The organism is Halomonas sp. A11-A, assembly GCF_003182195.1.
Taxonomy (GTDB): Bacteria; Pseudomonadota; Gammaproteobacteria; order Pseudomonadales; family Halomonadaceae; genus Halomonas; species Halomonas alkalicola.
In genome coordinates this window covers 26,195-39,882 of record NZ_QGTM01000007.1, presented here as the reverse complement: position 1 = coordinate 39,882, position 13,688 = coordinate 26,195, and the positions used below count along the sequence as shown (strand labels likewise).

Sequence of the window (13,688 nt, the reverse complement as noted above, 5' to 3'; positions counted from 1 at the left end):
CGGTCAGGCGCGTGACACATATTCGCCGGAGCGCGTATCGACTTTAAGCACTTCGCCCTGGTTGATAAAGAGCGGCACGCGGACCACGGCACCGGAGGAGAGGGTCGCCGGCTTGGAGCCACCCTGGGCGGTGTCGCCCTTGAGGCCAGGATCGGTCTCGACCACCTCGAGCTCGATGAAGTTCGGCGGGGTCACGCTGATGGCGTTGTCGTTCCACAGGGTCACGGTGTAGACCACCTGCTCCTTAAGCCACTTGATGGTGTCGCCCAGGGCCTTCTTCTCCACCGCGTACTGCTCGAAGGAGCCGTCGGTCTTCATGAAGTGCCACATCTCACCGTCGGTGTAGAGGTACTCCATGTCGAGGTCCATGACGTCGGCGCCCTCGAGGGATTCGCCGGACTTGAAGGTGCGCTCCCAGACGCGACCGGTGATCAGGTTGCGCAGCTTGACGCGGTTGAACGCCTGCCCCTTGCCCGGCTTCACGAACTCGTTCTCGACGATCGCACAGGGATCGCCATCCAGCATCACCTTCAGACCGCCCTTGAATTCGTTGGTAGAATAGTTCGCCATCTTCTCTCACCCATGTTCGAGCGCGCCCCCGGAACCCGGCGGCGCGCTGGGAAACGACTTTTGACGAGGCGACGCTTCCAGGAGCCCGCCTCGCCCGCATTGACTGGTGTGCCGCATGATAACCCGAAGCCCCGCCCTTTTGCAGCGTCACGACGAGGCCGAGCCGCTGGCACCACCGCCCGCCTGGCAGGCGCAGTTGGCGGGCGCCATTCGCGACCCGCGTGAGCTATGCCGGCGCCTTGGCCTGGATGATTCGTGGCTGCCCGGCGCCGAGGCGGGCCATATCCTCTTCGAGGTGCGCGTGCCCGAGGCCTTCCTGTCGCGCATGCGCCCGGGCGACCCGCACGACCCCCTGCTGCGCCAGGTGCTGCCGCTGGGCGAGGAGACCCTGCCAGCACCCGGCTTCGTGGCCGACCCCCTCGAGGAGGCGGCCCACACCCCGGCCCGCGGGCTGATCCACAAGTACGCCGGCCGGGTGCTCCTGATCGCGAGCCCCGCCTGCGCGGTCAACTGCCGCTACTGCTTTCGCCGCCACTTCCCCTACGGCGACAACGCGCCCTCTCGCGCCCAGTGGGAGACCAGCCTCGACCATCTGAGACACAACCCCACGATCATCGAGGCGATCCTCTCCGGCGGTGACCCCCTGGCGGCCAGCGACCGCCAGCTCGCCTGGCTGGTCGAGCGCCTGGACGCCATTCCCCACCTCAGGCGACTACGCATTCACACCCGCCTGCCGGTGGTGATTCCCGACCGCGTCGACGCCGCCCTGCTCGACTGGCTCGGCAAGACCCGCATGCAGAAGGTGATCGTGCTGCATATCAACCACGCCCAGGAGATCGACGACGCCGTGATCGACGCCTGCGCCCGGCTCAAGACGGCAGGGGCCACCCTGCTCAACCAGAGCGTGCTGCTGCGCGGGGTCAACGACTCGGTGGACGCCCTGGCCGAGCTCTCCGAGCGGCTCTTCGAGGCCGGCGTGCTGCCCTACTACCTCCATGTGCTCGACCCGGTAGCCGGCGCGGCCCACTTCGATGTGCCAGACGACCAGGCCCGCGAACTGGTCGCGGGCCTGAGGGAGGTGCTGCCGGGGTTCCTGGTGCCAAGGCTGGTCAGGGAGATCCCCGGCGAAGGAAGCAAGACGCCGCTATAGTTACAAGGAGTAAGCACCAAGACCAGCGGTGCCGGGGACAGGCCGAAGCGGGGGTCCTATGCCAGGGATGGCATCGGTAGCGCCCAGGGACGGGTTCACAGCGCCCCCGCATAGGCCTGTCGCCGGATCAGCCGCGACGCTGCTACTTGGCCACCTCCAGCGACTCGGCGGTCACGTTGGCCGCCGGGGCCTGGGTGGAGACGTGGCGGTTGATGGCGCTCATCACCGCCTTCATGGAGGCGCTGGTGATGCTCTCGTCGGTGCCGACGCCGAACACCGCCTTGCCGTCGATGCGCACCTCCACGTAGGCGATCGCCTCGGCGTCGGCGCCCTGGCCGCGGGAGTGCTCGTGGTAGTCGATGATCTCCACGTCATGCCCGGCGGCGGCCAGCGCCTTGATGAATGCCGCCAACGGGCCGTTGCCCTCGCCCTTGATGTTGCGCCGCTCGCCGTGCTCCTCGATGGTCGCCTCCAGGACCACCTTCGGGCTGTCCGGCTCGGAGGAGAGGCGATGGCTGACCAGGCCGAAGGGCGTGGTCTGGGCCAGGTACTCGTCGGCAAACGCCTGGTAGATCATCTGGGAGGTGATCTCCTTGCCCGTGCGGTCGGCCACCTCCTGCACCACCTGACTGAACTCGATGGAGAGGCGACGCGGCAGCTCGATGCCGTGCTCCTGCTCGAGCAGGTAGGAGACCCCGCCCTTGCCGGACTGGCTGTTGACGCGAATCACCGCCTCGTAGCTGCGGCCCACGTCCAGCGGGTCGATGGGCAGGTAGGGCACCTCCCAGACGGCGTCGGGATTGGCGCGGCGCTCCGCCATGCCCTTCTTGATGGCGTCCTGGTGGGAGCCGGAGAAGGCGGTGAAGACCAGGTCGCCCACATAGGGGTGGCGCGGATGCACCGGCAGCTGGTTGCAGTACTCCACCTCGCGCATGATCGGCGTGATGTTGGAGAAGTCGAGGCCCGGGTGCACGCCCTGGGTGTACATGTTCATGGCAAGCGTCACGATATCGACGTTGCCGGTGCGCTCGCCGTTGCCGAACAGGGTGCCCTCGACGCGGTCGGCGCCCGCCATCAGGGTCAGCTCGGCGGCGGCCACGCCGGTGCCGCGGTCGTTGTGGGGGTGCACGCTGACGATCAGGGCATCGCGGTTCTTCACGTGGCGGCAGAACCACTCCACCTGGTCGGCGTAGTTGTTGGGCGACGCCGCCTCCACGGTGGCCGGCAGGTTGACGATCATCGGCTTCTCGGCGGTGGCGCCATAGGCCTCCATCACCGCCTCGACCACCTCCTTGGCGAAGTCCATCTCGCTGGTGGTGAAGAGCTCCGGCGAGTACTGGAAGGTCCAGTTCGTCTCCGGCGCCTCCGCCATGCGCTGGCGAATGCGGGTGGTGGCGTCCACGGCGATGCCGATGCACTCCTCTTTTGTCACGTTGAATACCACGCGGCGGAAGACCGGGTCGGTGGCGTTGTAGACGTGGACGATGGCGTTCTTCGCCCCCTTGAGGGACTCGAAGGTGCGGTCGATCAGATGGTCGCGGGCCTGGGTCAGCACCTGGATGGTGACGTCGTCGGGAATCCGGTTGCCCTCGATCAGCGAGCGCACGAAGTCGAAGTCGGTCTGGGAGGCCGAGGGGAAGCCCACCTCGATCTCCTTGAAGCCGATCTTGACCAACATGTCGAAGAAGCGCTGCTTGCGCTCCTGATCCATGGGGTCGATCAGCGACTGGTTACCGTCGCGCAGGTCGACGCTGGCCCAGATCGGCGGCTGCTCGATGCGCCGGCTGGGCCACTGGCGATCCGGCAAGTCCACGGCGACGAAGGGGCGATACTTGGTGGCGGGGTTGTCGAGCATCATGGTGGCGTTCTCCCTGGGCGACGGTGCGGCTGAATCAGTGGACGGTGCGGAAACGATAACGCCCCGACGGGCACAGGCCAGTCGGGGCGTCGGGGCTCGCTTCGTACATGATCGCACAGACGGCAGCCACTTGGCTGACGCAGGCGACACGATGGTTATGGATAGCAGGGTTCATGGGGGTGGCAGACATGGTACAACCTCGTTTTGACCGGACTCCAGACGATGCACGGGAGGCATCGCCGCTCGCTGTTCAGGCGCGGGCTAGTAGTCGTAGGTCGAGGTCGTACGCCGTCATGTTCATGCCCCTAGAGAATCAAGGTTGAGCCCCCTTGTCAACTCCGACGCTCCAGCAGCGCCTCCATCCGCGACAGCTGGTCGCGCAGTTCGCGCACGTCGTCGCGCAGGCCGTGAAACTCCGCGGCCTCCCCCTCCCCGGTCTCCAGCTCGATGGCCAGGCTCTCCTTCTGCATCACGTCGAGCACGATACCGATCATCATGTTGAGGAAGACGAAGGCGTTGAGAAAGATGAAGGTCAAAAAGTAGATCCAGGCGTAGGGGTAGTGCTCCATGGTCGGGTAGAGCACCGCCGTGGCCCAGCTCTCGAAGGTGGCCACCTGGAAGAGCGTCAGCATCGCCAGGGAAATATTCCCCCACAGCTGCTCGTCAACGCTGGCGAACAGGAAGCTGCCGATGGCGCCGTAGATGTAGAAGATGATGAACATCAGCAGCGCCACGTAGCCCATGCGCGGGATCGACTTGAACAGAGCGGCGATCAGCAGGCGCAGCTCGGGGATCATCGAGACCAGACGCAGCACCCGGAAGATGCGCAGCAGGCGCGCCAGCAGCACCATCTCCGAGTCGTCCATGGGAATCAGGCTGGCGGTGACGATGATGAAGTCGAAGATGTTCCAGCCCTTCCTGAAGAAGTCCCGCAGGCGCCGCTCCGCCGCCATGCGGATCAGGATCTCCACCAGGAAGAAGACCGTGACGGCGACATCGAGCCACAGCATCACCTCCTGGAAGCGGCTGACCTCCTCCTCGTAGGTCTTGGCGCCGATCAGAAGCGCCGAGACCACGATGATGGCGATCACCGTGAGCTCGAAGGCCTTGTTGGTGCGCAGCCGCTCTAAGCGGTCGCGCCAGGTATCGAAGGGGGCGCTCACGTCCGTTACTCCTCCAGATCCACCTGGCGATAGCCGATCAGGTAGAGCACCGCATCGAGGCCCAGGGTCGAGATCGAGTGGTTGGCCTGGGCGCGCACCAGGGGCTTGGCCCGGAAGGCGATGCCAAGACCTGCTGCCGCCAGCATCTTGAGGTCGTTGGCGCCATCGCCCACGGCGATGGTCTGCTCCAGGGCCAGCCCCTCGCGTTCGGCGATCTCGCGCAGCAGCGCCGCCTTGCGATCGGCGTCGAGGATCGGCTCGCGCACCTCGCCGGTGACCTTGCCGTTCTCGATCAGAAGCTCGTTGGCGTGGACCTCGTCGAAGCCGAGCTTCTGCTGCAGGTGGCGGGCGAAGTAGGTGAAGCCCCCGGAGAGGATCGCCGTGCGATAGCCCAGGCGCTTGAGCTGGGCCATCAGCCGCTCCACGCCGTCCATCAGCGGCAGCGTCTCGGCGATCTCGGCCAGCACCGACTCGTCGAGGCCCTTGAGCTTGGCCATGCGCTCGCGGAAGCTCTGCTGGAAGTCGAGCTCGCCGCGCATGGCGCGCTCGGTCACCTCGGCCACCTCGTCATAGACGCCGTGGCGGCGCGCCAGCTCGTCGATCACCTCGGCCTGGATCAGGGTGGAGTCCATGTCGAAGCAGACCAGGCGGCGATGCCGGCGCCAGATGGAGTCCTCCTGGATGGCGATGTCGACGCCGTGCATGGCGCCGAGCGCCAGCGCCTTCTCGCGCAGGGCGTCGAGGTCGACCTCCTCGCCGCGCAGCCAGCACTCCACGCAGGCCCCCTGGATGGCATCGCGCTCGCCGGGCACGCCGCCGTCCAGGGGCTCGCGGCCAGAGAGGCGGTGGATCAGCTCCACGGTGAGGCCGTGCTCGGCGGTGAGCGCCCCTACCTCCGCCAGGATGCCGGCGGGCAGGTGGGGCGCCAGCAGGGTCAGGATCAGCCGCGGCTGGCTGGCCTGCACGCTCCAGCGCTGGTACTCCTCGGCGCTGACCTGGATCGCCTGGACGTCGAGGCCCAGCTCGTCTCCCGCCGCCGCCAGCGCCCCTTCAAGATCGGCCTCATGCTCGAGGCCCACCAACGCCTCGAGGGAGAGCATGCCGAAGGTCACGCTCTGGTTGATGTCCAAAAGGCGCGCGCCGCTTGCGGCCAGCGCCTTGCCCAGCCCGGCCAGTTGGCCCGGCCGCGCCGCGCCGGTGGCGCGGATCAGTACTCGTCGTGTCATGGTTGCCTCAGGAGCTCTCTCATATCCGCGGCTGACCCGGTGACAGGCCTTGGAGGAGGCGCTGTGAACCCTTCCCTGGGCGCTACCGACGCCATCCCTGGCGTAGGACCTCCTCGACGGCCTGTCCCCGGCGCCGCGAACCATCTTGTCAGTTGTCGCCGTTCAACGCTTCCAGCCTGTCGACCTTCTGCAGGCCGCGGGGCAGCTTGCTGCCGCGCCGGCCGCGTTCGCCGCGATAATACGCGAGATCGTCGGGCTTTAGGGTGAGGTGACGCTTACCGGCATGCACCACCAGGCTGGCGCCGGCCGCCAGCACCACCAGATCGCGAACGAACTCCTCACGCCGCGCCGCCCGGGCCCCGGGGATGTCGATCATCTTGTTGCCCTTGCCCTTGGCCATCTCGGGCAGCTGCTCGAGGGGGAAGAGCAGCAGGCGCCCCTCGTTGGAGACCGCGGCAACCAGCGCCCCCTCCCCTTCCGGCACCGCCACCGGTGGCAGGACGTTGCACCCCTTGGGCACCGTCAGCACCGCCTTGCCCGACTTGTTCTTGCTGACCAGCGCCTCCAGGGGCGCCACGAAGCCGTAGCCGCCGTCGGAGGCGAGCAGGTAGCGGGTGGCCGGCGGCGCCAGCATCACGCCGGCCATATGGGCGCCGGCCACCACGTTGACGCGGCTGGTGACGGGCTCGCCCTGGCCGCGGGCGCTTGGCAGGTTGTGGGCGGCCAGGGTATAGGCACGGCCGGTGTCGTCGAGCAGCACCAGCGGCTGGTTGGTCTTGCCCCGGGCGGCCAGGGCAAAGCGGTCGCCGGCCTTGTAGGAGAGCCCCGCCGGGTCGATCTCGTGGCCGCGGGCCGCGCGGATCCAGCCCTTCTCGGAGAGCACCACGGTGATGGGATCGGCGCCCACCAGCTCCACCTCGGAGAGAGCGCGGGCCTCCTCGCGCTCGACGATGGGCGAGCGGCGCTCGTCGCCATGGGCCTTGGCGGCGGCGCGCAGTTCCGCCTCGATCAGGTCGGTGAGCGCCGCCTCGTTGCCAAGCAGCTCCTTGAGGCGGGCGCGCTCCGCCTCGAGCTCCTCCTGCTCGCCGCGGATCTTCATCTCCTCGAGCTTGGCGAGGTGGCGCAGGCGCAGCTCAAGGATCGCCTCGGCCTGGCGCTCGGAGAGCCCGAAGGCGGCTATCAGGGCCGGCTTGGGCTCATCCTCCTCACGGATGATGCGGATCACCTCGTCGATGTTGAGGTAGGCGATCAAGAGGCCTTCGAGCAGGTGCAGGCGATCCTCCACCTTGCCCAGGCGGTGCTCCAGGCGACGGCGCACGGTGGAGCGCCGGAAGCGCAGCCACTCGCCGAGCAGGTCGGGCAGCGGCATCACCCGCGGCCGGCCGTCCAGGCCGATCACGTTCATGTTGACGCGAATGTTCTTCTCGAGGTCGGTGGTGGCGAAGAGGTGCGCCATCAGCGCCTCGATGGCGACGCGGTTGGAACGCGGCTCGATCACCAGCCGGGTGGGCTCCTCGTGGGTCGACTCGTCGCGCAGGTCGGCCACCATGGGCAGCTTCTTGGCCTGCATCTGGGCGGCGATCTGCTCGAGCACCTTGGCCCCACTGACCTGGTAGGGCAGCGCGGTGATCACCACATTACCCTCCTCGCGCACGTAGCGGGCGCGCAGCTTCACCGAGCCACGCCCGCTCTCGTAGAGCTTCCTGAGGTCCGAGCGCGGGGTGATGATCTCCGCCGCGGTGGGGAAGTCGGGGGCCGGCAGGTGGGCGAGCAGGTCCGCCGTGGTGGCCTCGGGGTGGCGCAGCAGGTGGCAGGTCGCCTCGACCACCTCGTTCACGTTGTGGGGCGGGATGTCGGTCGCCATGCCCACGGCAATGCCGGTGCCGCCGTTGAGCAGCACGTGGGGCAGGCGCGCCGGCAGCACCACCGGTTCGTTCATGGTGCCGTCGAAGTTGGGGGTCCAGTCCACGGTGCCCTGGCCCAGCTCGGCCAGCAGCACCTCGGCGAACGTCGAGAGCCGCGCCTCGGTGTAGCGCATGGCGGCAAACGACTTGGGATCGTCGGGGCTGCCCCAGTTGCCCTGGCCATCCACCAGCGGGTAGCGGTAGCTGAAGGGCTGGGCCATCAGCACCATCGCCTCGTAGCAGGCGCTATCGCCGTGGGGGTGGAACTTGCCGAGCACGTCGCCGACGGTGCGCGCCGACTTCTTGTACTTGGCGTTGGCGGTGAGCGAAAGCTCGCGCATGGCGTAGACGATGCGCCGCTGCACCGGCTTCATGCCGTCGCCGATATGGGGCAGCGCCCGGTCGAGGATGACGTACATCGAGTAGTCGAGGTACGCCTTCTCGGTGTATTCGCGCAGCGAGAGGCGCTCGACGTCGCCCTCCGCCACCTGGATATCCATGGTCATAGCACGGTGGCCTTGTTCACACTTGTGGAATCGTCGAGGGATCATCCCTCTGCACACTCATCGGCACCAGTGGCTCCGAGTCGCGGCTGATCCGGCGACAGGCCTTCGGGGAGGCGCTGTGAACCCATCCCTGGGCGCTACCGATGCCATCCCTGGCATAGGACCTCCCCTCCGACCTGTCCCCGGCGCCGCTCGCCCTTGGCGCTTGGCGCTTGGCGCTTGGCGCTTGGCGCTTGGCGCTTGGCACTACACCTCGATATCCGCGAGGTTGCCATAATCTTCGAGCCAGCTCTTGCGGTCGGCGGCGCGTTTCTTGGCCAGCAGCATGTCCATCATCTCCATGGTGCCGTCGCCCACTTCCCGGGTGAGCTGCACCAGCCGGCGGGTCTCCACCGCCATGGTAGTCTCGCGCAGCTGCAGCGGGCTCATCTCGCCCAGTCCCTTGAAGCGCTGCACGTTCACGGTGCCGCGCTTGCCCTCGAGCTTGCGCAGGATCGCCGCCTTCTCGCTCTCGTCCAGGGCGTAGAAGACCTCCTTGCCGAGATCGATGCGGTAGAGGGGCGGCATCGCCACATAGACGTGGCCGGCATCCACCAGCGCCGGGAAGTGGCGCACGAAGAGCGCGCACAGCAGGGTGGCGATATGCAGGCCGTCGGAGTCGGCGTCGGCGAGGATGCAGATCTTGTGGTAGCGCAGCTGACTGAGGTCGTCGCTGCCCGGGTCCATGCCCACCGCCACGGCGATGTCGTGAACCTCCTGGGAGCCGTAGATGTCGTGGCTGTCGACCTCCCAGGTATTGAGTATCTTGCCGCGCAGCGGCAGGATCGCCTGGGTCTCGCGGTTGCGCGCCTGCTTGGCGCTGCCGCCGGCCGAGTCGCCCTCGACCAGGAAGAGCTCGCTCTGGGCCGGGTCCTGACCGGAGCAGTCGGCCAGCTTGCCGGGCAGCGCGGGGCCGGCGGTGACCTTCTTGCGCGCCACCTTCTTGGCGCTCTTCTGGCGCCGCTGGGCAGCGCTGATCACCAGCTCGGCCAGGGCCTCGGCCTGATCGACGTGGTGATTCAGCCACAGCGAGAAGGCGTCCTTCACCACGCTGGAGACGAATGCCGCCACCGTGCGCGAGGAGAGGCGCTCCTTGGTCTGGCCGGCGAACTGCGGGTCGAGCATCTTCACCGACAGCACGTAGGCGACGCGCTCCCACAGGTCCTCGGCGGTAAGCTTGACCCCCCGCGGCAACAGGTTGCGGTATTCGCAGAACTCGCGCAGCGCCTCGAGCAGGCCGGCGCGCAGGCCGTTGACGTGGGTGCCGCCCTGGGGCGTGGGGATCAGGTTGACGTAGCTCTCCAGCAGCGGCTCGCCCCCCTCGGGGAGCCACTGGATCGCCCAGTCCACCGCCTGCTCGTCGTCGGCGAAGTGGCCGACGAAGGGCGACTGGGGCAGCACCTCATAGCCATCGGTGGCCTGGGCCAGGTAGTCGCGCAGGCCATCCTCGTACTGCCACTCGCTCTGGGTGCCGTCCGCCTCCATCAGGGTGACCTTCAGCCCCGGGCAGAGCACCGCCTTGGCCCGCAGCAGGTGCTTGAGCCGCCCCACCGCCAGGCGCGGGCTGTCGAAGTAGCTCGCCTCGGGCCAGAAGCGCAGCACCGTGCCGGTGTTGCGCTTGCCGACGCTGCCGATCACCGAGAGGTGCGAGGCGGGCTCGCCGTGCTCGAAGGCGATGGCGTGGCGGCCGCCGTCGCGCAGCACCTCCACCTCGAGGCGCCGCGAGAGGGCATTGACCACCGAGACGCCGACGCCGTGCAGGCCGCCGGAGAACTTGTAGCTGGCGTTGGAGAACTTGCCGCCGGCGTGGAGCCGGGTGAGGATCAGCTCCACCCCGGAGACGCCATGCTCCGGGTGGATGTCGATGGGCATGCCGCGACCGTCGTCGGCCACCTCGATGCCGCCATCCTCGAAGAGCCGCACGGTGATCGTCGAGGCGTGGCCCGCCAGCGCCTCGTCGACGCTGTTGTCGACCACCTCCTGGACGAGGTGATTGGGGCGACTGGTGTCGGTGTACATGCCCGGGCGCTTGCGCACCGGCTCCAGGCCGGAAAGCACCTCGATCGAGCTGGCACTGTATTGCGTCATGGGTCGTCCGGTTCCTTGTGTGATCGTGGCTGCCAAGCGGGCGACAGGGCGTGGCCGCCGTGGGCCAGCAGCGCCGGCAGATGCCGGGCCAGCACCGCGAAGCCGTGGTCGGCCCCCGGGTGCAGCAGGGTTCGCGCATCGCGATAGAGGGCGAAGGCGTCCGCCGGGTCGAGCACCTCGTCGGCGGTGCCCAGCAGCAGCAGGTAGCGCTCCGGAGCCGTGATCCGCTCCGGCGTCAGCGCGGCCAGCTCCGCCAGGTGCACCTCCCCTACGGTGAAGCGCTCACCGCTGTAGTCGTTGACGAAGACCTCGTCGACCCAGTCGGCCACCAGCCGGGCCGGCGCCACCGCCGGATTGATCAGCGCGGCGCGCAGGCCGTGGCGCTCGGCCAGGCAGGTGGCCAGGAAGCCCCCCATGGAGCTGCCCGCCACCAGCGGCGCGGGGCCGAGCTCGGCGAGCCGGGCCTCGGCCAGCGCCAGTGCCTCGACGGGCCGATGCGGCAACTGTGGCGTCACGCAGGGCAGGCCCAGGTGGGCGCACGCCTCGCGCACCCACACCGCCTTGGGCGAACCAGTGCCGCTGTTGAAGCCGTGCAGGTAGAGCACCCCGCTGGCCGGCGCCGGCTGGCAGGGGTCGCTCAGCATAGCGCAACTGCTGTACGAACAGCCAGTATCACGTGGCGACCTTGCCGTTGCTGTCGGCCGCCCAGGCCGCCTCGATCAGCGCGCGCGTGGAGGCATCCATCGCCTCGGCCCCCTGGCGCTCCTCGAGGATGCGCTGGGTCTCGCCGGCGATCTGCTTGCCCAGCTCCACCCCCCACTGGTCGAAGGGGTTGATGCCCCAGATCGTCGCCTGGACGTAGACCTTGTGCTCGTAGAGGGCGATCAGGGCGCCCAGGGTGGCCGGGGTCAGCTCGTCGAGCAGCAGCGTCGTGGAGGGCTGGTTGCCGCGATAGCGCTTGTGCCCGGGGCGCTCTCCCGGCTCGTCGATGGCATCGTCGCCCAGCGCCAGCAGCCGCGACTGGGCGAAGCAGTTGGCCAGGGTCAGGCGGTGCTGGCCCTTGAGGTGCCGGCGGGTGGCGTCGTCGGTCACCTCGTCGTAGCGCCGCAGCGGCGCGATGAAGTCGCACTCCACCGCCTGGGTGCCCTGGTGCAGCAGCTGGTAGAAGGCGTGCTGGGCGTTGGGCCCGAGCTGGCCCCACAGCACCGGGCAGGTGGAGTAGTCCACCTCGCGCCCCTCGGCGGTCACCGACTTGCCGTTGGACTCCATCTCGAGCTGCTCGAGGTAGGCGGCGAAGTACTCCAGGCGTCCGTCGTAGGGCAGGATGGAGTGGGCGCGGATATCCAGGAAGTTGACGTTCCAGATCCCCGCCAGGGCCAGCAGCACCGGCAGGTTGTCGGAAGGTGCCGCGGTGCGGAAGTGCTCGTCCAGGGCGTGGGCCCCGGCCAGCAGCTCGCGGAAGCGCGGCATGCCCACCACCAGGGCGATGGGCAGGCCGATGCCGCCCCACAGCGAGTAGCGCCCGCCGACCCACTCCCAGAACTCGAGCTGGTGCGCGGGGGCGATGCCCCACTCGGCCATCTTCTCGGGACTCGCCGAGACGCCGATGAAGTGCTGGCGCATCACCAGCTCGGCGTCGACGCCCTCCTCCCCTTCCAGGCGGGACATCAGCCAGTCCCGGGCGGTGCGGGCATTGGAGAGGGTATCGATGGTGGTGAAGGACTTCGAGGAGAGCACGAAGAGGGTGGTCTCGGGGTCGAGGCGCGCCAGGCAGTCGGCGAGCTGGGAGCCGTCCATGGTGGAGGCGAAATGCACCCCCACCCGGTGCACGTCGCGCAGCCGGTAGTCGGAGAGCGCGTGGGTCACCATCAGCGGGCCCAGGTCCGAGCCACCGACGCCGAGGTTGACCACGTCGCGGATGGCCCTGCCGGTGGCGCCACGCCACTGGCCGGTATGGAAGCGCTCCACCATGGTCTCCATGCGGTCGAGGGTGCGGTGCACCCCGGGCACCAGGTCCTCGCCCTCCACCACCAGCGAGGCGTCCTGTGGCAGGCGCAGAGCGGTGTGCAGGGCCGGGCGGTCCTCGCTGAGGTTGACCCGCTCGCCCCCCAGCAGCCGCTGGATCGCCCCGGGGACATCCGCCTGCTCGGCCAGGGCCAGCAGGCGTGTCAGGGTCTCCGCGGACCAGCGCTGCTTGGAGAGGTCCAGGGTGAGGCCGGCGGCACTGCGGGTGAAGCGCAGGTGGCGGCTCGGCTCGGCCTCGAACAGGTCACGCAGGTGGCGCTCTCGCATCGTCCCGGCGTGGCTCGCCAGGTCGCGCCAGGCGCTGCGCTGATCGATCGGCTGGGTGGGCATGATTTCCTCCTTGACGTCCTGTCGTGCAGACGGGGCGGCCGAGGCGTAGAATGTCGGCCTTTCCCGCATGATTCCGGCTTGGCCCATGAGTGACGCATCTTACCGTGACGCGATCTTTTCGACACCCCTGGACCGGGTCGCGCGCTTCTCCTTCGATGAACGGGTGGTCGCCTGTTTTCCGGACATGATCCGCCGCTCGGTGCCGGGCTACGGACAGATCCTGGGGATGCTGGGGCTGATCGCCCGCCGCCACCTGCGCCATGGCGCCCGGGTCTATGACCTGGGCTGCTCGCTGGGCGCCGGCGGCCTGGCCCTGGCCGGTCAGCTCGCCCCGGAGGCCTTCCGCTACACGGGCGTGGACCTCTCCCCGGCCATGGTCGCCCGCGCCCGGGAGACCCTGGCCGCCGAGTGCCCCGACCACGCCATAGAGGTGATCGAGGGCGATATCCGTGCCCTCGACTATTGCCCCTCGGGTCTGGTGATCCTCAACTTCACCCTGCAGTTTCTGCCCCCCGAGGATCGCGAAGCCCTGCTCGCTCGACTCTATGCCGCGCTGGAACCGGGCGGAGTGCTAGTACTCTCGGAAAAGGTGGTCGATCCCGACGAACGCGACAACGCCTGGCGGGTGGAGCGCTACCACGACTTCAAGCGCGCCAACGGCTACAGCGAGCTGGAGATCAGCCAGAAGCGTACGGCGCTGGAGAACGTGCTGGTGCCGGACACTCTGGAAGCCCACCATGCGCGCCTGGCGCGGGCCGGCTTCCCGCGCTCGCTGACCTGGTTCCAGTACCTCAACTTCGCCTCGCTGATCGCGTTCAAGGAGGCCTGA

Annotated in this window: 10 protein-coding genes; 2 read left to right on the top strand and 8 right to left on the bottom strand. The window is 68.4% G+C overall.

Annotated elements, in window-relative coordinates; genetic code table 11:
* Positions 1-3: 3 nt before the first annotated feature.
* Positions 4-570: an elongation factor P gene (gene efp, locus DER72_RS07210; RefSeq protein ID WP_110069320.1), complete on the bottom strand. Its 567-nt coding sequence runs from the start codon at positions 568-570 to the stop codon at positions 4-6.
* A 115-nt stretch (positions 571-685) separates the two neighbouring features.
* Between efp and epmB the strand changes: the two genes are divergently transcribed.
* The gene (gene epmB / locus DER72_RS07205; RefSeq protein ID WP_110069319.1) at positions 686-1,720 is read left to right on the top strand and encodes an EF-P beta-lysylation protein EpmB; all 1,035 of its coding nucleotides are present in this window, start codon (positions 686-688) and stop codon (positions 1,718-1,720) included.
* A 142-nt stretch (positions 1,721-1,862) separates the two neighbouring features.
* Here the strand turns inward: epmB and leuA are convergent, their stop codons facing one another.
* The 7 genes from leuA to pgi all read right to left on the bottom strand — a co-directional run bounded on the left by leuA (position 1,863) and on the right by pgi (position 12,859).
* Positions 1,863-3,578 (bottom strand): 2-isopropylmalate synthase, encoded by a 1,716-nt coding sequence (gene leuA / locus DER72_RS07200; RefSeq protein ID WP_110069318.1) that lies wholly within the window; start codon positions 3,576-3,578, stop codon positions 1,863-1,865.
* Positions 3,579-3,910: 332 nt separating this feature from the next.
* Positions 3,911-4,741 carry an ion transporter gene (locus DER72_RS07195; RefSeq protein WP_110069317.1) on the bottom strand — a complete coding sequence of 277 codons (831 nt, stop codon included), beginning with the start codon at positions 4,739-4,741 and terminating at the stop codon, positions 3,911-3,913.
* Between the two features lie 5 nt (positions 4,742-4,746).
* The gene (serB, locus tag DER72_RS07190) at positions 4,747-5,967 is read right to left on the bottom strand and encodes a phosphoserine phosphatase SerB (RefSeq protein ID WP_110069316.1); all 1,221 of its coding nucleotides are present in this window, start codon (positions 5,965-5,967) and stop codon (positions 4,747-4,749) included.
* Between the two features lie 148 nt (positions 5,968-6,115).
* Positions 6,116-8,377 (bottom strand): DNA topoisomerase IV subunit A, encoded by a 2,262-nt coding sequence (parC, locus tag DER72_RS07185; protein WP_110069315.1) that lies wholly within the window; start codon positions 8,375-8,377, stop codon positions 6,116-6,118.
* Positions 8,378-8,623: 246 nt separating this feature from the next.
* Positions 8,624-10,504 (bottom strand): DNA topoisomerase IV subunit B, encoded by a 1,881-nt coding sequence (parE, locus tag DER72_RS07180; protein ID WP_110069314.1) that lies wholly within the window; start codon positions 10,502-10,504, stop codon positions 8,624-8,626.
* Positions 10,501-11,148 (bottom strand): YqiA/YcfP family alpha/beta fold hydrolase, encoded by a 648-nt coding sequence (locus DER72_RS07175; RefSeq protein ID WP_110069313.1) that lies wholly within the window; start codon positions 11,146-11,148, stop codon positions 10,501-10,503. Before DER72_RS07175 ends, parE begins: the two co-directional genes overlap by 4 nt.
* Before the next feature lie 28 nt (positions 11,149-11,176).
* Positions 11,177-12,859 carry a glucose-6-phosphate isomerase gene (gene pgi / locus DER72_RS07170; protein ID WP_110069312.1) on the bottom strand — a complete coding sequence of 561 codons (1,683 nt, stop codon included), beginning with the start codon at positions 12,857-12,859 and terminating at the stop codon, positions 11,177-11,179.
* 85 nt (positions 12,860-12,944) lie between these two features.
* Between pgi and cmoA the strand changes: the two genes are divergently transcribed.
* Positions 12,945-13,688, top strand: a complete 744-nt coding sequence (gene cmoA / locus DER72_RS07165; RefSeq protein ID WP_110069311.1) for a carboxy-S-adenosyl-L-methionine synthase CmoA — start codon at positions 12,945-12,947, stop codon at positions 13,686-13,688.

Bases quoted from the DNA above. Each gene is read 5' to 3' on its own strand.
- DER72_RS07175 (WP_110069313.1), bottom strand. From the start codon at position 11,148: ATGCTGAGCGACCCCTGCCAGCCGGCGCCGGCCAGCGGGGTGCTCTAC.
- pgi (WP_110069312.1), bottom strand. From the start codon at position 12,859: ATGCCCACCCAGCCGATCGATCAGCGCAGCGCCTGGCGCGACCTGGCG.
- serB (WP_110069316.1), bottom strand. From the start codon at position 5,967: ATGACACGACGAGTACTGATCCGCGCCACCGGCGCGGCGCGGCCGGGC.
- epmB (WP_110069319.1), top strand. From the start codon at position 686: ATGATAACCCGAAGCCCCGCCCTTTTGCAGCGTCACGACGAGGCCGAG.
- parC (WP_110069315.1), bottom strand. From the start codon at position 8,377: ATGACCATGGATATCCAGGTGGCGGAGGGCGACGTCGAGCGCCTCTCG.
- cmoA (WP_110069311.1), top strand. From the start codon at position 12,945: ATGAGTGACGCATCTTACCGTGACGCGATCTTTTCGACACCCCTGGAC.
- leuA (WP_110069318.1), bottom strand. From the start codon at position 3,578: ATGATGCTCGACAACCCCGCCACCAAGTATCGCCCCTTCGTCGCCGTG.
- parE (WP_110069314.1), bottom strand. From the start codon at position 10,504: ATGACGCAATACAGTGCCAGCTCGATCGAGGTGCTTTCCGGCCTGGAG.
- efp (WP_110069320.1), bottom strand. From the start codon at position 570: ATGGCGAACTATTCTACCAACGAATTCAAGGGCGGTCTGAAGGTGATG.